Source organism: Nocardia sp. NPDC057353, from assembly GCF_042667085.1.
Classification (GTDB): domain Bacteria; phylum Actinomycetota; class Actinomycetes; order Mycobacteriales; family Mycobacteriaceae; genus Nocardia.
Map to the genome: position 1 here is coordinate 1 of NZ_JBHVAK010000093.1, position 18,028 is coordinate 18,028.

The window sequence follows — 18,028 nt, forward strand, 5'->3', positions numbered from 1 at the left end:
GGGACCGGAGGGTCCGCCGCCCGCGTCGTTCCGCCTGGTTACAGCTCGACCAGGGTGTGCTCGGCCACCCGGTCGCCGAGCAGCCGCAGGTGCTCCAGGGCGCCGCCGAGGGTCCGTTCGATGGTGGTGAGCCGCGCGACGTAGTGGCTCACCGGGTACTCGGTGGTCACCCCGATGCCGCCGTGCATCTGCACCGCCTCCTGCCCGACGTGCCTGGCCGAGCGGGCGATCCGCAGCCGGGTGCGCGAGGCGATCACCGGGTCCTCCGAGCCGTCCGCCAGCGCGGCGGTCAGGTACAGGCTCACGCTGCGCGCCAGCTCCAGCGAGACGTACATGTTCGCGGCCCGCTGGGTCAGCGTCTGGAACTTGGAGAGCGTGACGCCGAACTGCTTCCTGGTGCGCAGGTACTCGGCGGTCAGCCGGAGCGCCTCCTCCATCGCGCCGATGGCCTCGGCGCTCAGCCCGGCGTGCGCCCGCAGCTCGGCGGCGGCGATCGCCGCACTCGCGTCGGTCGCGGAGCCGAGCAGCTCGGCCGGGGCGCCGTCGAGGACCAGCTGGGCGCCGCGGCGGCCGTCCATGGTGCGGTACGGGGTGCGCTGCACGCCGTCGCCCGCCGGGTCGACCAGGAACAGCCCGGTGCCCCCGTCCGGCAGCGCCGCGCTGACCACGATGCGGTCCGCGCTGTCGCCGTGCGGCACCGGGTTCTTGGTGCCGGAGAGCCGGTAGCCGGCGCCGTCCGCGGTCGCCGCGGTGCCGATCTCCAGGTCCGGCCAGCGCGAGCCGGGCTCGGCGTGCGCGAAGGCGAGCAGCAGGCTGCCTGCCGCTACCTCGGGCAGGATCGCCTGCCGCTGCTCGGCGGTGCCGGCCAGGGTGATCAACGCGCCCGGCACGATCACCGCGTCCAGCAGCGGCTCGGGAGCCAGCCTGCGGCCCACCTCCTCCAGCACCAGCATGGCCTCGACCGGCCCGGCCTCGACGCCGCCGTCCTCCTCGGCGAAGGTCAGCCCGAGCACGCCGAGCTCGGCCAGCCGGTTCCAGACGTCCCGGCTCCAGCCGAGCTCGGTCTCGGTGACCTTCAGCCGCGACTCCGCGTTGTAGCTCTTGCCGAGCAGGTCGCGCACGGTGTCGCGGAGCAGCGCCTGCTCTTCGGTGAGTTCGAAATCCATTGCCCGTCCCTCACAGTCCGAGGATCGTGGAGGCGATGATGGTGCGCTGCACCTCGCTGGAGCCTCCGTAGATGGTGGTCTTGCGGTAGTTCAGGTAGGCGGGGCCGCTGCGCTGCGCCCACTCGGGCGAGGCGATGCCGTCGGTGCCGACCGGAAGGCCGTCCGGGCCCGCGATGTCGAGCAGCAGCTCGGTCACCTCCTGCTGCAGCTCCGAGCCGCGCAGCTTGAGCACCGAGGAGGCCGGGTTCGGCTTGCCCTCCTCGGTCTGCGAGACCACCCGCAGCTGGGTCAGCTCCAGCGCGAGCAGCTCGTTCTCCAGCTCGGCGATCCTGGCCGCGAAGATCGGGTCGGTGAGCAGCGTGCCCGACCCCGACTTCGTCTTGCCCGCGTACTCCTTGGCGACGGCGAGCTTGACCTTGCTGCGGCCGACGCCGGTGATGCCGGTGCGCTCGTTGCCGAGCAGGAACTTGGCGTAGGTCCAGCCCTGGTTCTCCGCGCCGACCAGCTGGTCGGCGGGGACCCGGACGTTCTCGAAGAAGACCTCGTTCACCTCGTGGCCGCCGTCGATCAGCTTGATCGGGCGGATGGTGACGCCGGGGCTCTTGACGTCGAAGAGCAGGAACGAGATCCCCGCCTGCTTCTTGGCGGCGCTCGGGTCGGTGCGGACCAGGCAGAAGATCCAGTCGGCGTGCTGGGCCAGGGTGGTCCAGATCTTCTGGCCGTTGACGATGTAGGAGTCGCCGTCGCGCACCGCGGTGGTGCGCAGCGAGGCGAGGTCGGAGCCCGCGTCCGGTTCGGAGAAGCCCTGGCACCACCAGATGTCGAGCGCGGCGGTGGGGGGAAGGAAGCGCTCCTTGAGCTCCTGCGAGCCGAAGTGCGCGATCACCGGGCCGACCATCTGGGCGTTGAAGGTGAGCGGCTCGGGGACCGAGGCCAGCTGCATCTCGTCCTGCCAGATGTGCCGCTGCATCGGGGTCCAGTCCTTGCCACCCCACTCGACCGGCCAGTTCGGCACCGCGAGGCCGTTGTCGTTGAGCAGCTTGTGCGTCGTCACGACGTCGTCGCGGGAGACCTCGCGGCCGTACTTCACCCGCTCGCGGATCTCCTCGGGGATCTGCGTCCGGTAGAACGTGCGCAGCTCGTCGCGGAAGGCAACCTCATCGGCGGACAGGGATATTTTCATACAAGGCTCCCGTTGTGTCTCGTTTCATCCGACCCGAACCCTACCCCCCGGTAATACACCGAGTCGATTGGATCACACGAGGTGCGGGCGGTATCGGGGTTTCCTGCGCGGAAGCCGTCCGGTGCGAACCGCGCCCACCTGGTACGTTGCTGGCGGAAACCGGGAGCGGAGATCGAGGAGTTCGAGTGAAGCGCAAGTCCATCGCACGGGTTGCCGCGACGGCGGCGGCGCTCGGCCTGTCGGTCACGCTGAGCGGAGGGCTCGCGGGCGTGGCGGGCGCGGACACCGAGAGCACGGTGCGCGACCGGATCGCCGAGCTCACCGCGGCCGCCGGTGCCGACGAGCGCGCGCAGGCCGGGGTCGGCGCGCTGCGCGACTACACCGAGCTGGTCGACGTGGCCGCGCTGCGCGACATCGCGGGCAGCTTCACCCCGTTCGCCTACGCCGCGCCCACCTTCGGCTGCGGCAGCAACGGGCCGATCACCACCATCATCGCGGCGGGCGTCACCGACGGCACCCAGATCAACTCGGCAGGCGCCGACCTGCACCCCGGGCAGCTGCGGTTCACCGCATCGCCCGCGCACTCGGGGGCGCCGCTCGCCTCCGGGCTGGTCGTCGCCTGGGTGAACGTGAACACCGGCGTCAGCGGCATGGACGCCCTGGACGACCGCACCGAGCTGAACCTGCCCACCCTCACCAAGACGGTGAACAGCGGACCCGGCACGGTGCTGGCCTCGATGTGGGGCATCATCGACTACCCCGGCGCGCACTGCGTCATGACGCCGACGGTCGGCACCTTCGTCGTGCCGGACGTGCCCGCTCCCCCCGCCCCGCCCGCGCCCGCCCCCGCGCCGCAGCAGGCGCCGCCGCCCGCCCCGGAGCCCGCGCCCGCGCCACCGGGCGTCCCGCTGCCGGAGCTGCCGGTCATCCCGCTTCCGACGTTCTGAGCCCGGCTACCCGGCGGGGGTGATCCGCAGGATCGCGCCGCCCTCGGTGCTCGCCAGCAGCGTCTCCGGCCGGGCCGGGTCGGCCGCGAGCGCGGTCAGCGGCTGGGTGCCGAGCACCGCGCAGGTGGCTCCCGTCGCCGGGTCGACCCGCACCAGCCTGCCGGTGAGCGTGGCCGCGTAGAGCGCGCCGTCGTAGTGCACCAGGTCGTCGACGTAGTCCGGGAGACCGCCGTTCGTCAGGTCGGCGACGACGGTGTGCGCGGCCGGGTCCGCGAGCGGGGCGCGGGATACCCGCCCCAGGGTGGCGCCGTTGCTGGTCAGGTAGGCGGTGTCGCCCGCGATCGCGATGCCGTTGGCCGAGGGCAGCGCGACGGACCAGCCGGGGTCGAGCGCACCGTCGGCCCGCAGCCGGACCGCGCCGGTGGCGGTGGCGACGTAGAGCTGCCCGTCCGGGCCGAAGTCGGCGCCGTTGGGCATGGTCAGCCCGGTCGCGAAGAGTTCGGGTACCGGGTCGGCGGCGGTCGGGTCCAGCCGCAGCACGCCGCCGCGGTCGCCCGCGGTCGGCGCGTCCCCGAACACCACGTAGAGCAGGCCGTCCGGGCCGAGCCGCGGCGCGCCCGGGTACTCCACCGGGACGGTCGCGGTGAGCGCGCCGCTCCGGTCGTAGCGCTGCAGCTGCTGCCGCCAGACCCGGGCGACCCACAGGTTCCCGGCCGCGTCCACGGTCAGGTTCTCCGACCAGTCCAGCACCGGCACCCCGGCGGGCACCGCCACCTCGGTTCTCGCCTGCGGACAGCTCGGCGCCGCGTGTGCGGCGGGGACGGCGGTGCAGGCCGCCGCGAGCAGCGCGGCGAGAACGGCGGTACGGAGCGGCACGGGCGACCTCGGCTCGGCAGGGCCGGGCGGACTGGTTCCCCGGCGACGCGGGCATGATCGTCGCATGCCCTTCCTCACCGGTGCACGCGGCAGGCTGCACTACCGGCGCCGCCCGATCGCCGAGCCGCGCGCGGTGCTCGTCCTGCTGCCGGGCAGCGGCCAGCACAGCGGGCACTACCACCGCTTCGCCGCGCTGCTCGGCCGGGCCGGCATCGAGGCGTGGCTCTTCGACACCGCGGGGCAGGGGCTGAGCGAGGGCGACCCGGCCGCGCCGGGCACGCTCGCCGAGCTCACCGCCGACGCCGCCGCGCTGCTCGGCGCGGTGCGCGCCGAGCGCCCGGCGGAGCCGCTCGTGCTGATGGGCCATTCGCTCGGCGCCGCCACCGCGGTCGGGCTGCTCACCGGCTCGGCGCCCGCGCTCGACGGGCTGGTGCTGTGCGGAACGCCGCCGCGCGCACTCACCGCGCCGCCGCCCGGATTGCCCGTTCTCGCCGTGCACGGCGTCGACGACCGGCGGACGCCGATCGATCCGGTTCGGGACTGGACTGCGCGCCACGAGTCGGTACATTTGTGCGAGTACTCCGACGCGGGCCACGATCTGCTGCACGAGCCGGTGCACGCGAGGGTCGGCGCGGACATCGCGACCTGGGTACTCGGTGTGACGGAGGGGCGGTCGCACCCGGATCGGTGAACGGACGGGCGCCTGCGCGGTCACGGCGTACCGGAAAGGGGGCTGGCAAATGCGATCGACGGTGGACGTCCTGCGCACGGCGGTGGACGACGGGGAGCTGTGGATAGCCGGGGTACTGGTCGCCGACGGCGCGCCGGAGCGCTGCGCGCAGCGCTACGAGCAGCTGGCCGACCGGGTCGACGAGCAGATCGCCGCGCTGGCCGCGGCGGGCTCGCTGCCCGGCTTCGGCGGCCTGGCCTCCGGCGCGGCGCTGCGCCGCGGCTTCGAGGGCAAGGCCGATAGCGCGGTCGCCGCGCTCCGCGAGTACGCCGCCGCCGCACGGGATCTCGCGGCCACACTGCGCGCGGCGGGCGCGGCCTACGCGGCGGCCGAGGCGACCGCCGCCGGGCAGCTGGCGGTGCCGCATGCGTGAGCTGCCCCGATCCGCCCGGCGCGGCGAGCACCTGCGCACCGACCCCGACTACGCGCCGCGGGTGGAGACCTTCGACAACCTGTCGCACCGGGAGCTGCACGCCGCGGTGAACCTGCTCGACCCGGCCGCGCTGAACGCAGGCGGGCAGCTCTGGCACGGCTCGGCCACCGGGCTGGCCACCGCCGTCGAAGCCGCGGGTGCCGAGGTGCGCGCGGCCATGGCCGACGGTTGGCGCGGCCCGGCCGCCGCGAACGCCGCCGCGGCCGTCGCGGCGTTCGAGCAGCGGGGCCGGGAGCTCGCCGACGTCATGGGCGTGGTCGCCGGGCGGCTGCACCGGGCGGGCGACGCCGCCGAGACGGTGCGCGCCGGGGTCGGCGCCCCGCCTGCGGACGAGCCGGATCTGGCGGCGGCGCTGCTGGATCCGGGGAGCGCTGCCGCCAATGTGGCGGCGCAGAAGGCGGCGGAGACGGCCAGGCTCGACGTCGTCCGGGTGATGGAGGACGTCTACGCGGGCGCCTTCCTGCCCACCGGCAGCGGCGTCCCGGCCTTCCCCGATATCGACGCACCCGGCGGCACCGGCGTCGAGCCCGGCGCGGACGCCCAGGCAGGCGCGCCGGGCACCGGCGGGTCGTCGGAGACCGAAGCGGTGCCGGTGGCCCACGCGGTCCCCGCCGGTGGCGCGGAGCGGGATCCGGATGCCGCGGAAGCCGCTGCGGCAACGGAAGATCCAGCCGCGGCACCGGAGGACGACGACACCGCGAGCACGGCGGCGACCGCCGACGGCGCCACGCCTGGCCCGGCGACCGGCGCCGCACAGGCAGCGCCCACCGTCCCGGCGGGCACCGTCCCGGCCTCGTTCACCGGCACCCCGCTGCCGCACACCGCCGTCCCGCACCTCCCGCCCGGCACCGCACCGGTCTCCGCCGCGGTACCGAGCGTCATCCCGCCGACCGTCCCCGCCGACGACCGGAAGAAGAAGCAGCAGGACGAGGAGCAGCGCACCGCGCGCCCGCGCGAGTCCAGCGGCGCCGAGGCGGTCACCGGGCTCGGCGCGGGCGCCATGGGCGGGCTGCTCGGCGGCGCGCTCGCGGCCTCGGAGACGACGCGGCCCGGGCACGGAATCAGCGCGCACCTGCCGCCGCGGCCGCAGGTCGAGCACCCCGACGACGACCTGCACTTCGCCGACGAGGAGCTCACCTACCTCGAGCCGGGCGACGACAACGGCACCCTCATCGGCGCGCTCGACCCCACTACGCCCCCGGTGCTCGGGGAGTGGTCCGAGCGCGAGTGAGGCGAACACTCACCCCGGACCAGTTCGCCATGGCCTGGAGCCGGGCCGACGGCGACCGCATCCCCTACCCGCTCGCGGTGCGGCTCTCCGCCGCCGACAATGTGCAGCGCGCCGCCCAGCTGCCCGCCCTGCACCGCTGGTGCGCGGAGCACCTGGACGCCGACCTGGAGGCCGCGCTCCGCGTCCTCGCCCGCCCCGAGCTGCGCGCGGAGGTCTTCGGCTACGGGCCTGCCGCGCCCGGCACCCGTGAACCGGGCGCCGGGGACGGGCAGACCGATCCCTTCCCGAGCGGATTCGGCACCGGCCCGACCGATCTCGGTGCCGACCCGAGCGGTCGCGGCACCGGACCCCGCGTGCCCGAAACCGGCCCGAGCGGTCGCCGCACCGGACCCCGCGTGCCCGAAACCGGCCTGAGCGGATTCGGCGCCGATCCGGGCGGATCGGGTGCCGGCGCAGCGAGATTCCGTGCCGAACAGACGGACGCCGGCCTGTATCAACCGGATTCGGGGCTCGGGCCACCGGTCCGGGTGCTCGGGGCGGTGGCGGGCGAGATCGCGGTCGTCGCCGCGCAGGCACCGGGCAGCGCCCGGGACCGCGGCGGCGACATCCGGATCGCGGTCGGCTCGGCGCGCACCTTCGCCGCCCGGCTGATCACCCCGCTGCCGCGCAACGGGCCAGGCGCGCTGCCCGCGCTCACCGCCCCGCTGGCCAGGGTCGCCGAGGACAGCCGTGACCTGGTGACGGTCCCGGTCTCCGGGCCGTCGACGCCCGCCAGGATCCGCAGGCTGCTGCGGGCCCCGCGGGACGGCATCGGCCAGATCGTGGTCTCGGTGCGCCGGAACGCGGGCGCGCTCGCCCCGTTCGGCGTGCTGTGCTGGATCGACGTCGCCGGGGACGGCCGCTACGCGGTGCGCACCGGCACCGAGGTGGAGATCACGCCGGTCACCGCGGAGAGCTTCGCGGGCAGGCTGCGGCCCATGCTGACCGCGGCGGGCCGGGTCGCACCGCGCGCGCTGTGGTGATCAGCGCGCCCGCAGCACCGCGGTGACCTCGGCGTCGGCGAGCTGGTGGAAGTCCTCGTAGACGGTGCCGACCCCGCCGAGCTGCTCCGGCACCAGCGGGCAGACCACGTCGTCGGCCTCGGCGGCGGCCCGGCGCAGCGCCTCCGGCGACGAGACCGGCACCGCGACCAGGACTAGGGCCGGGCGTTGGCGGCGCAGCACCCGGCAGGCGGCCACCATGGTGGCCCCGGTCGCCATGCCGTCGTCCACCAGCACCACCACCCGGCCCGCGCGCGGCACCGCGGGCGCCCCGGCCCGCCAGGTGGCGCGGCGGCGCTCCAGCTCGGCCCGCTCGGCCACCTCGACCCCGGCCAGCGCCGCCGCGCTCAGCTCGGTGTGCGCGAGCACGTCCGGGTTCAGCACCCGGGCGCCGTCCTCGCCGATCGCGCCCGCGGCCAGCTCCGGCTGCCACGGCACCCCGAGCTTGCGGACCAGCAGGATGTCGAGCGCGCCGCCGACGATCTCGCGCGCACCGGCCGCGACCGGCACGCCGCCACGGGGCAGCCCGAGCAGCAGCGGACCGGGGGCTCCCGCCTCCGCGACGAGGCCCCACTCGGCCAGCTCGCCCCCGAGCACACGACCGGCCGATGCCCGATCGGTGTAGATCATCGCCTCCGACGCTACTCCGGAACGCGCTCCACCACGGCGAATCGGCGCAGCTCGAGGCTGGGATTCGCGCGCCGCACCGAGTCCAGCACCTCGGGGTCGACGGCGGCGGTGAGGACGCCGGGCTCGGCGCCGAGCTCGGCGAGCACCACGCCCGCCGGGTCGACGATCATCGAGGCGCCCGCGCCGCGCGGCTCGGCCTGGTCGGCGGCGGCGACGTAGACGGTGTTCTCGATCGCCCGCGCGCGCAGCAGCGTCGTCCACTGGTCGACCTTCCCCGGGCCGGGGATCCACTGCGCGGGCAGCAGCAGCACCTGCGCCCCGGCCGCGGCCACCCGCCGCGCCCCCTCGGGGAAGCGCAGGTCGAAGCAGGTCTGCAAGCCGAAGACGGTGTCGCCGACGGTGAACACCGGCGGCTCGGTGATCGCGCCGGGCCGCACCACCTCCGACTCGCGGTGCCCGAAGGCGTCGTAGAGGTGCACCTTGCGGTAGGTGGCGACGAGCTCGCCCGCCGGGTCGAGCACCACCAGGGTGTTGTGGATGCGCTCCGGCTCGCCGGGCACCTCCTCGACGATCCCGGCCACCAGGTGCACGCCGAACTCCGCCGCCAGCGCGCCGAGCCCGGTGACGAAGGGCCCGGTGAGCGGCTCGCGGACCGCGACGACGCGCTCGTCCAGCCTGGTCACCGCGTACATGGCGTACTCGGGGGCGAGCACCACCGCCGCGCCGCGCCCGGCGGCCGCGGCGACCGGTTCACGCAGCGCGCGGAGGTTGGCGGCCGGATCGGTGGACGGGGCGAACTGGACGACCGCGACGATCGGTGACGACATGGGAACCACGGTATGGCCCGGCTGCGGGTGAGACCACCGCCACGCAGTAAACTGCTGGTCAATGAGCATCAATGAGGTCGACTCCGTTCCCGGCGACAACGGGGACCCCCGCGAAGGCGAGGGTTCGACCGGCGATTTCGCGACCGGCAGCCCGGTCACAGCGGCGACGCACGGTTCCACCGAGAGCGCCGAGGGCGGCTCCACCGCCGCGCCCGCAGGCGGTTCTGCGGCTCCGTCCGCGGGCGATTCGCCCGCCGAGCCCGCGGCCGACGCCCCGCCCACCTTCGCCGAGCTCGGCATCGACGACCGGATCCTGCGCGCCATCGCCGACGTCGGCTACGAGTCGCCGTCACCGATCCAGGCCGCGACCATCCCGCCGCTGCTCGACGGCGCCGACGTGGTCGGCCTCGCGCAGACCGGCACCGGCAAGACCGCCGCCTTCGCCATCCCGATCCTGATGGGGCTCGACCCCGCGGACCGGCAGCCGCGCGCCCTCGTGCTCGCGCCGACCCGCGAGCTGGCGATCCAGGTCGCCGAGGCCTTCGGCCGCTACGCCACGCACATGCCAGGGCTGCACGTGCTGCCCATCTACGGCGGGCAGAGCTACGGCGTGCAGCTCTCCGGGCTGCGCCGCGGCGCCCAGGTCGTGGTCGGCACCCCCGGCCGCGTCATCGACCACCTGGAGAAGGGCACGCTCGACCTCTCCGGGCTGCGCTACCTGGTGCTCGACGAGGCCGACGAGATGCTCAAGATGGGCTTCCAGGAGGACGTCGAGCGGATCCTCGCCGACACCCCGGACGAGAAGCAGGTCGCGCTCTTCTCCGCGACCATGCCCGGCGCCATCCGCAAGATCTCCAAGCAGTACCTGCACGACCCGGTCGAGATCACGGTCAAGGCCAAGACCTCGACCAACACCAACATCACGCAGCGCTGGGTGCAGGTCTCGCACCAGCGCAAGCTGGACGCGCTGACCCGGATCCTCGAGGTCGAGTCGTTCGAGGCGATGATCATCTTCGTCCGGACCAAGCAGGCCACCGAGGAGCTCGCCGAGAAGCTGCGCGCCCGCGGGTTCTCCGCCGCCGCGATCAACGGCGACATCGCGCAGAACCAGCGTGAGCGCACCATCGGGCAGCTCAAGTCCGGGGCGCTGGACATCCTGGTCGCCACCGATGTCGCGGCCCGCGGCCTGGACGTCGACCGCATCTCGCACGTGGTCAACTACGACATCCCGCACGACACCGAGTCCTACGTGCACCGGATCGGCCGCACCGGCCGGGCCGGGCGCTCCGGCGAGGCGCTGCTCTTCGTGGCGCCGCGCGAGCGGCACCTGCTCAAGTCGATCGAGCGCGCCACCAGGCACCCGCTGATCGAGATGCAGCTGCCCAGCGTCGACGACGTGAACGCGCAGCGGGTCAGCAAGTTCGGCGACGCCATCACCGACAACCTCTCCTCGGAGAACCTGGCGCTCTTCCGCGGCCTGATCGAGGAGTACGAGCGCGAGCACAACACCCCGCTCATCGATATCGCGGCGGCGCTCGCGGTCGGCTCGCACGACGGCGACAACTTCTTCATGGAGCCCGAGCCGGAGCCGGTCGAGCGCCCGCGCCGGGAGCGCCAGGAGCGGCCGCGCGGCTTCGACGACGAGGGCGGGGGCCGCAGCCACCACCGCGGCACCGGCGCCGAGCTGGCCACCTACCGGATCGCGGTCGGCAAGCGGCACCGGGTGGTGCCGGGCGCGATCGTCGGCGCCATCGCCAACGAGGGCGGGCTGCGCCGCAGCGACTTCGGGCACATCAGCATCCGGCCGGACCACAGCCTGGTCGAGCTGCCCGCGCAGCTGCCCGCCGAGACGCTGGAGGCGCTGCGCCGCACCAGGATCAGCGGCGTGCTCATCCAGCTGCAGCTGGACCAGGGGGCGCCGCAGCACCGCTCGATGCCGCGCGGCCCGCGCCGCGACGGCCCGCGCCGCGCGCCGGAGCGGCGCAAACCGCGCTCCTGATCCCCCGTTTCGCGCGGGAATCACCGTAGTGTTGGGCGTCGAATCGCCGACACCGGTGAGCCCGCGACGAGACAGGAGGGCCGCGTTTGCTCGTCATCGGTGACGTGGTCGTCGCCGCCCCGGCCGACCTGATCGCTGCCGCGCGCTGCGAATTCGCGGTGCTGCGTGCCCTGGACGCCGAGATCGGTTCGCCGCGCGCCGATTCCGCCGCCGAGCTGGCGCGGCTGCGCGCCGGGCACGAGCGCACCGTCGCCGCGCTGCGCCGCGGGGCGGCCGAGATCACCGATGCCGTGCTCTTCGACGGCCGCACCGCCGCGGGCGCGGAGCGGCTGCTGCGCGCGGACCACCGGGTGCGGTACACCCCGGCCACCGCGGCCGCCGCCGACCCGGTGCGCGCCGCGCTGGAGCTGGCGGCCTGCGCCGACCTGCTGAGCGGGGCAGGCGCGCTGCCCGCGCCGGTGCTGCGGATCGGCGGCGCCGAGTTCCCGCTGGACTCCGCTCTGCCGGTGTACCTGGCGCGGCGCGAGCGCTTCGAGCACATCGTGGCCGAGCAGGCCGCCGAGCTGCTCCCGGTGCAGTGGGGCGACCCGCGCTACCTGGCCTGCGGGCACTGCGGCGCCTGCCGGGCGGCGGCGCGCACCGCGCGCGACGTCGGGCTGGTGGCCGGGATCGATCCGGGTACGGCGGCGCTGCTGCGCGGCTCCGGGATCGGCACGGTCGACCGGCTGGCCCGCTCCACCGCCGAGCTGCCCGGGCTGCCGGTGCGCACCGCGACCGCGCTGCGCAGGCAGGCCAGGGTGCAGGTGCGCGCGGACGCCGCCGGGCACCCGGTCGCCGACACCGCGGGCGCGGACGCGCTGGCCGCGCTGCCGCCGAGCACGCCGGGCGATGTCGCGATCGCGATCGCGCCCGGCCCCGCGCTGCTCGTGGCCGGGCCGGAACTCGCGCTGCGGATCCCGTTCGGCGCGAACGGCTTGCGGCCGGTGCTGGAACGGCTGCGGGGCCGCATCCCGGGCGCGCACCTCTACCACCACGGCGCCGAGGTGCGCGCGCTGCTGCACGCGCACCAGACCGGCCCCGGGGACGAAGAGCTGCTCGAAGAGCTCTTCGCCGCCGACGCCGTCGTCGACCTCGCACCCGTCGTGCGCTCCACCCTGGTTCTGGCGGGCGAGCCGGAACCGGCCCCCGAGCCGCTCCTGCCCGGGGTCCGGGCCCCGATCTACCGCATCGCCCAGGTAGCCGCAGCCCTGGACCGCCTGGTCCCGGCGGCAGCACCCGCGGCGGACGAGACCGACGCGGACCGCGTCCTGCGGATCCGCTCGGCCCTGCGCGCGCTCGCGGACCGCTACGGCATCCCGCCGCGCCCCGCGCTCCCCCGCGCGACCGACCCGGACGGCCCCTCCTCCCTGGAGGCCGCCCTGGCCGAGTTCGCCCGCGCCCGCGCCGATTCCGCGCACCCGGCGGCGCTCCTCGCCGATGCCCTCGGCCACCACCGCAGGCAGCGCGGCCCGCGCTGGGACGCGCACCGGGCGCGCCGCGCCGACCCGGTCGCGGACTGGGCCGACGAGCCGGGCGTGCTGGTCGCCGAGTGGGGCACGGTGGACACCAAGTGGCACCGCCCGCCGCACGGCACCGGGCTGCGCCGCTACCTCACCCTCACCGGCCGCTTCGGCACCGGCGCGGGCAGCAGGCTGGGTTCGACGGTGCCCGCGCCGGGCACGCCGGTGCACGCCTACTACGACCACCCCGACCCCGCCGCCCCCGGCCTGCGCGCGGTGACCACCGCGGTGGTGCTCGGCTGCTCCCCCGACACCGAGTTCGCCGACACCGTCCGGCTGGAGGAGGTGCTCCCCGAGGGCAGGGAGCCCTCCGACGCCATGCCGATCGCGCTGGCCCCGCGCCCGCCGCGCCCCGACCCCGCGGTCGACCGCGCCCTGCAGCAGCTCGCCGACACCGTCCTGGTCACCCTGCCGGACATGCCGACGGGCGCCCCCTTCGACCTGCTCGCCCGCCGCCCGCCCCGGCTGCGGCACGGCCTGACCCGCCTGCCCCCGGTGCACGGCGACCACGCCGCCGCCATCACCGAGGCGGTCCGCGCGCTCGACGATTCGGTCCTCGCCGTGCAGGCCCCCGCGGGCACCGGCAAGGTCTCGACGACCGCGCGGGTGGTGGCCAGGCTGCTCACCGGGGACCGGTGGCGGATCGGCATCACCGCCCCGGACGGCCACGGCACCGTCGAGCAGCTGCTGGACGCCGTCGTCCGCGCCGGCGTGCTGCCCGAGCTGGTGGCCAAGAAGGACGTGGTCTCGGTGGCCCCGGAGTGGGCCGTGATCGACGGCGCCCGCTACCGGCGCTTCCTCGACACCGCGGTGAACGGCTGCGTCCTCGGCGGCCTGCCCGCCGACTTCGCCGACCCGGCGCAGGTGCCGCCCGGCGCGCTGGACCTGCTCATCGTGGCCGACGCGGGCCGCTGCGCCCCGGCCGACGCCTTGGCCGCCGCGGTCAGCGCCCGCTCGCTGCTGCTGCTCGGCGACCTGGAGCACGCCGGGCCGCCCAGCTCGGCGCTCGGGCTGCGGATCGGGCCGCACCGCACCGTCCCGGCCGCCACCGGCTACCTGCTGGACCGCACCTGGCGGCTGCACCCCGCCGTCTGCGCCCCGCTCTCCGCGCTCTGGTACGACGGGCGGCTCGGCGCCGCCGCGACCGTCACCGGCGGCCGCGAGCTGGACGTGGTGCCGCCGGGCATCGAGACCGTGCTGATCCCGCACCGCGGCCACAGCACGGTCTGCGAACCCGAGGCGCGGGAGGTGGTGCGCCGGGTCCGCACCCTGCTCACCGGCGCCTGGACCAGCGGCGGCAGCACCCGCAGGCTGCACCCGCACGACATCTTCGTGGTGGCGCCCTACGGCCCGCAGGTCGCGCTGATCCGCACCCTGCTGGAGCGCGCCAGAATCGACGACGTGCTGGTCGGCACGCCGGAGCGGTTCCGCGGCCGGGAGGCGGCGGTGGTGCTGGTCTCGGCCACCGTCTCGGCGCCGGTGGACGCCCCCGACGCGGTGCGCGCGCTGGTGGCCGCCCGGATGCTGCGCGGCGCGCTGGGCCGCGCGCTCTGGCACGCCACCATCATCCGCTCGCCGCTGCTCACCGAGTACCTCCCCGCCGACCCGGCCGAACTGGCCGAACTCTCGGCGCTGCTGCGGCTGCACTGAATTCGCCGAGAATTCGCGGTCGAATTACGGCCGCGCAATTCTGCGCATAACCGGCGGTACCGGATAAAATAGACCGAACGGTATGCGAACAATATTCACCACGCCAGGACCGAATTCAGCCGAAACACTTTCCCTCGCCGCGATAGGTCGGCACCGCGGTGCGGCCGCCGTCGGCGTCGACCAGCTGCAGCCGGTCGAAGCGCTCGCACAGCTCGCCCGCCTTGGCGTGCCGGAACCACACCCGGTCACCGAGCCGCAGCCCGCGCGCACCGGCCAGCGGGGTCTGCACCTCGCCCGCGCCCTCGGCGCCGAGCAGCCGCAGCCGTCCCGGCCAGACCGGCGTCGGCACCCTGGACTTCCCGGCCGGGCCGGAGGCGATGTAGCCGCCCGCGAAGACCGTCGCGATCGACGGGGTCGGCCTGCGCAGCACCGGCAGCGCGAAGTAGAGCGCGGGGCGCGGGGTGAAGGAGCGGTAGTTGTCGAAGAGCGTTGGCACGTACAGCCCGGACCCGGCGGTGACCTCGGTGACCGCCGCGCTGCCCGCGCTGAGCTCGACCGAGCCGGTGCCGCCCGCGTTCACGATCTCCAGTTCGCCCGCGACCGCGCGCACCGCCTCGACCACCCGCGCGCGCCTGCCCGCGATCTCCGCCGCCGAGGCCCGCTTCACCAGCCGCACCGCGGGGTTGGCGTCCGGCAGCCCGGCGATCTGCGCCTCGTAGGTCATCACCCCGACCACCGCGAACCCCGCCCGCTTCGCCGCGTAGGCCAGGTCAGCAGCCTGCTCCGGGGTGCGCAGCGGGGAGCGGCGCACGCCGAGGTGCAGCGGGCCGATCCGCAGCGAGGCGTCCACGTCCAGGCAGACCCGCAGCCCCGCGCGGCCGCCGGTGGCGGTGGCGATCAGCTCCAGGTGCGCGGGGTCGTCGATCATCAGGGTGACGGCGGCGCGGGCGGCAGCGTCGGCGGCGAGCTCGGCCAGCGCGGCGCGGTCCACCGTCGGGTAGCCCATCAGCACATCCCCGGCACCCGCCCGGACCAGCCACAATGCCTCGCTCAGCGAGTAGGCCATGATGCCGCGGAAGCCGCCCGCGGCGGTGAGGCCGGTGCCGAGCACCTCCTCCAGCACCGCACGGCAGCGCACGGATTTGCTCGCCACCCGGATCGGGGTTCCGCCCGCGCGGCGCTCCAGATCGGCGGCGTTGGCGCGGAGCCTGCTCAGGTCGAGCGCGGCCAGGGGTGGGTCGAGATCGGCCGTCGCGGCATGCAGGCGGGCGATCGGCGGGGTCGCGGCCGCGGGCCGCGCGAGGTCGATGGCGGGCACCCGTTTACTGAACCACCCATTTGGTCACACGTCCAGCACCGCGCCGGTCAGTACTCCGCGGCGCGCGCGGCCAGGCTGCTCACCAGGTCGTCCAGCACGACCAGCATGGTCTCGTCATTGCAGTCGGCGAGCCAGCGCAGCACGGTCCCGTGCAGCACCGAGACGGCGTACGCGGCCACCGCCTCCACCGGCTCCAGCCACTGCATCCCGGTGCGCTCGGCGCACAGCTCGAGGAAGGCCACCATCTGCCGGTCCATCTCCGCGAAGACCGCGGCGGGGTCGCTCCCGCCGACGCAGCCGGAGCCCGCCTCCCAGCGCACCCGCAGCGAGCGCAGCGTCTCCTCGTAGGCCTGGACCTGCGCCACCGGTGCCGCCTTGACCAGCGGCCAGTACGCGCTCATCCCGGCGTGCAGCAGCATCCGGAGGCCGCGGCCGCCGCCGTGATCGAGCGAAGCGGCGGCCTGCTCCACCGCTTCGGAGATCGTCGGCCGAAGCCGGGTCTTCACCATCTCTCCCCGTACGCTCAACAACGACTCCCTCGACAGAACTGGAGCACCGGAAACCGAACGCTCATCCCCGAAATTGCGAGACTCCCGGTCCATCATCCGGCAATGGTAAGTGCTTTCGGGGTTTGAGCCCAGCGCTCACCGGTTATTCCAGACTAAAAGAATGTTTTGTTATCCAACCGGAACGCCTTCGCAATCGACCATGCTCGCCGCCATCCCCGCGGGGAGCATGCTCCGGGCCGTCGGCGACCGACGGCCGACGTGGGCAGATCACTGGTACCGCCACGTCGATGGTCCACTCTACGGCGCCATCCGGACCACTCTGTCCGGATGTGCGCGATGCCACAGACTACATCGATTCGTTGCATAAAGTGCAGCCCGGTCGCGACCGGCCCCCAGCCGTTAGCCTGAGCACCGTGACCGTCTCGCCCTCCGCCGACCATCTCCGGCTCTCCGGCACCTTCAACTTCCGCGACGTGGGCGGGCTCCGCACCGCCGCGGGCGGCTCCGTCCGCCCCGGCGTGCTGCTCCGCTCCGCCGCGCTCACCCACCTCGACGCCAGGGGACACGCGCTGCTCCGCGAACTCGAGGTGACGGCGGTGCATGACTTACGCGGCCACCGTGAGATCGATCACTTCGGCGCCGACAGCGTCCCCGACGGCGTGCGCGTCGCCGTCACCCCGTTCGACTCCAGAATGGGCGAGGCGCCGCCGCACGAGGCGCGGCAGTCCGACACCGCCCGCGCGCACATGCTCGAGGTCTACCGGCTCTTCCCGGCCATGCCGGAGGCGAACCTGGCCATCGCCGAGCTCGCCGCCTCGATCGCGGACGGCCCCGGCGCCACCCTGGTGCACTGCGCCGCGGGCAAGGACCGCACCGGCTGGGCGGTGGCCACGCTGCTGCGCGCGGTCGGCGTCGCCGAGGACGAGGTCGTCGCCGACTACCTGCGCAGCAACGACGCGGTGCCCGCGCTGCGCGAGATGATCGCCGCCGCGGCGCCGGAGCCGGGCACCGAGGTCTCCGACGACCTGCTCGGCGTGCGCGCCGAGTACCTGGCCGTCGCCACCGACGGGGTGCGCGAGTTCCACGGCGACCCGGAGCGCTACTACGCCGCGCTCGGCCTCACCGGCGAGCTCCGCGATCGCCTGCGCGCCCGCCTGCTCGACTGATCGGCTGAGCCGGCACCCGGCTTCGCCCTCCGGTATCGCCCGGCGGCGCGGTCGCGCCACGCTCGCGACGGCTCAGCCGCGGGCGGCGGGCGACAGCTCCGGCGCGCTCAGCGCGCGACGCCCCGGCGGACCAGCCCGTCCGACTCGATGGTGACCAGGTCACCGGTGTGGAACCAGGTGCCGGTGAAGCGCGCGGCGGTGGTCGCCGGGTCGTTCCAGTACCGCCGGGTGACGTTCGGCCCGCGGCACAGCAGCTCCCCGTGGCCCGCGTTCGCGCGCGGCCCCCACAGCGCCAGCTCGGTGCCGCCGAACGGGAAGCCGAGCACGCTGCCCGCCCCTGACCCGGCGGTCTCCGCGGTGTCCTCGGCGGCGAGCCCGATCCCGCTGGTCTCGGTGGCGCCCCAGACCGACCACTGCCGCGCCGCCGGGAACGCCGAGCGCAGCGCGGCGGCGAGGGCACCCGGCGCCGCGGCCCGGTCCGCCCGGTGCCCGGCCTTGCTGATCCGCGCCACCCGCTCGCGCCCGGCGCCGCCCGCGGTGAGCGCGGGCAGCAGCTCGGTGAAGAGCCGCGGGGTGCCGGAGACCATGTCCACCCGCTCGTCCTCGATCGCCTCGGCCAGCCTGCCCCGGTCCGGCGCGAGCACCACCGTCCCGCCGACCGCGAAGGTGGGCAGCACCTGGTCGACGCAGCCGCTCGCGTGCGCCAGCGGCGGCAGCACCAGGTTGCGCAGCCCGTCGGTGGGCAGGTCGAGCGCGGCGACCAC

General features: G+C 75.1%; 16 protein-coding genes. 8 read left to right on the forward strand and 8 right to left on the reverse strand.

The window, feature by feature from the left end; all coding sequences use genetic code 11:
- Positions 1-38: 38 nt before the first annotated feature.
- Together ACFUUZ_RS29845 and ACFUUZ_RS29850 are read right to left on the reverse strand one after the other, a co-directional pair.
- Positions 39-1,166, reverse strand: coding sequence for an acyl-CoA dehydrogenase family protein (locus tag ACFUUZ_RS29845; RefSeq protein ID WP_378702046.1), 1,128 nt, complete (start codon positions 1,164-1,166; stop codon positions 39-41).
- A gap of 10 nt (positions 1,167-1,176) precedes the next feature.
- On the reverse strand, positions 1,177-2,349 hold the full coding sequence (locus tag ACFUUZ_RS29850) for an acyl-CoA dehydrogenase family protein (protein ID WP_378702048.1): 1,173 nt from the start codon (positions 2,347-2,349) through the stop codon (positions 1,177-1,179).
- A gap of 185 nt (positions 2,350-2,534) precedes the next feature.
- Between ACFUUZ_RS29850 and ACFUUZ_RS29855 the strand changes: the two genes are divergently transcribed.
- A complete protein-coding gene (locus tag ACFUUZ_RS29855; protein WP_378702050.1) occupies positions 2,535-3,296 on the forward strand; it encodes a hypothetical protein in 762 nt (253 codons plus the stop codon).
- A 6-nt stretch (positions 3,297-3,302) separates the two neighbouring features.
- On the opposite strand, the gene ACFUUZ_RS29860 is transcribed toward ACFUUZ_RS29855, so the two are convergent.
- Positions 3,303-4,172, reverse strand: coding sequence for an SMP-30/gluconolactonase/LRE family protein (locus ACFUUZ_RS29860; RefSeq protein WP_378702052.1), 870 nt, complete (start codon positions 4,170-4,172; stop codon positions 3,303-3,305).
- Positions 4,173-4,236: 64 nt separating this feature from the next.
- Here ACFUUZ_RS29860 and ACFUUZ_RS29865 point away from each other — a divergent pair, with 64 nt between their 5' ends.
- Genes ACFUUZ_RS29865 through ACFUUZ_RS29880 form a run of 4 tightly spaced genes read left to right on the forward strand, consistent with a single transcriptional unit; the run spans position 4,237 to position 7,588 of the window.
- Positions 4,237-4,863 carry an alpha/beta hydrolase gene (locus ACFUUZ_RS29865; RefSeq protein ID WP_378702054.1) on the forward strand — a complete coding sequence of 209 codons (627 nt, stop codon included), beginning with the start codon at positions 4,237-4,239 and terminating at the stop codon, positions 4,861-4,863.
- A gap of 49 nt (positions 4,864-4,912) precedes the next feature.
- Complete coding sequence (locus ACFUUZ_RS29870) at positions 4,913-5,275, forward strand: hypothetical protein (protein ID WP_378702056.1); 363 nt, start codon at positions 4,913-4,915, stop codon at positions 5,273-5,275.
- Positions 5,268-6,566: a hypothetical protein gene (locus ACFUUZ_RS29875; protein ID WP_378702058.1), complete on the forward strand. Its 1,299-nt coding sequence runs from the start codon at positions 5,268-5,270 to the stop codon at positions 6,564-6,566. The genes ACFUUZ_RS29870 and ACFUUZ_RS29875 overlap by 8 nt, the downstream gene beginning before the upstream one ends.
- The gene (locus tag ACFUUZ_RS29880; RefSeq protein WP_378702060.1) at positions 6,563-7,588 is read left to right on the forward strand and encodes an ESX secretion-associated protein EspG; all 1,026 of its coding nucleotides are present in this window, start codon (positions 6,563-6,565) and stop codon (positions 7,586-7,588) included. The genes ACFUUZ_RS29875 and ACFUUZ_RS29880 overlap by 4 nt, the downstream gene beginning before the upstream one ends.
- On the opposite strand, the gene ACFUUZ_RS29885 is transcribed toward ACFUUZ_RS29880, so the two are convergent.
- Together ACFUUZ_RS29885 and ACFUUZ_RS29890 are read right to left on the reverse strand one after the other, a co-directional pair.
- Positions 7,589-8,236, reverse strand: coding sequence for a phosphoribosyltransferase (locus ACFUUZ_RS29885; protein ID WP_378702062.1), 648 nt, complete (start codon positions 8,234-8,236; stop codon positions 7,589-7,591).
- Positions 8,237-8,247: 11 nt separating this feature from the next.
- The gene (locus ACFUUZ_RS29890; RefSeq protein ID WP_378702064.1) at positions 8,248-9,063 is read right to left on the reverse strand and encodes a carbon-nitrogen hydrolase family protein; all 816 of its coding nucleotides are present in this window, start codon (positions 9,061-9,063) and stop codon (positions 8,248-8,250) included.
- 61 nt (positions 9,064-9,124) lie between these two features.
- On the opposite strand from ACFUUZ_RS29890, the gene ACFUUZ_RS29895 reads away from it, so the two are divergent.
- Positions 9,125-11,062 (forward strand): DEAD/DEAH box helicase, encoded by a 1,938-nt coding sequence (locus ACFUUZ_RS29895; protein ID WP_378702066.1) that lies wholly within the window; start codon positions 9,125-9,127, stop codon positions 11,060-11,062.
- Between the two features lie 86 nt (positions 11,063-11,148).
- Positions 11,149-14,271, forward strand: a complete 3,123-nt coding sequence (locus tag ACFUUZ_RS29900) for an AAA domain-containing protein (RefSeq protein WP_378702068.1) — start codon at positions 11,149-11,151, stop codon at positions 14,269-14,271.
- A gap of 115 nt (positions 14,272-14,386) precedes the next feature.
- On the opposite strand, the gene ACFUUZ_RS29905 is transcribed toward ACFUUZ_RS29900, so the two are convergent.
- Positions 14,387-15,589, reverse strand: coding sequence for an amino acid deaminase/aldolase (locus ACFUUZ_RS29905; RefSeq protein WP_378702070.1), 1,203 nt, complete (start codon positions 15,587-15,589; stop codon positions 14,387-14,389).
- Between the two features lie 47 nt (positions 15,590-15,636).
- Positions 15,637-16,116 carry a TetR family transcriptional regulator gene (locus ACFUUZ_RS29910; protein ID WP_378702072.1) on the reverse strand — a complete coding sequence of 160 codons (480 nt, stop codon included), beginning with the start codon at positions 16,114-16,116 and terminating at the stop codon, positions 15,637-15,639.
- A gap of 395 nt (positions 16,117-16,511) precedes the next feature.
- On the opposite strand from ACFUUZ_RS29910, the gene ACFUUZ_RS29915 reads away from it, so the two are divergent.
- Positions 16,512-17,264, forward strand: a complete 753-nt coding sequence (locus tag ACFUUZ_RS29915; RefSeq protein ID WP_378702074.1) for a tyrosine-protein phosphatase — start codon at positions 16,512-16,514, stop codon at positions 17,262-17,264.
- Positions 17,265-17,371: 107 nt separating this feature from the next.
- Here the strand turns inward: ACFUUZ_RS29915 and ACFUUZ_RS29920 are convergent.
- The coding region (locus ACFUUZ_RS29920; protein ID WP_378702076.1) for an AMP-binding protein at positions 17,372-18,028 on the reverse strand (657 nt) is incomplete at its 5' end.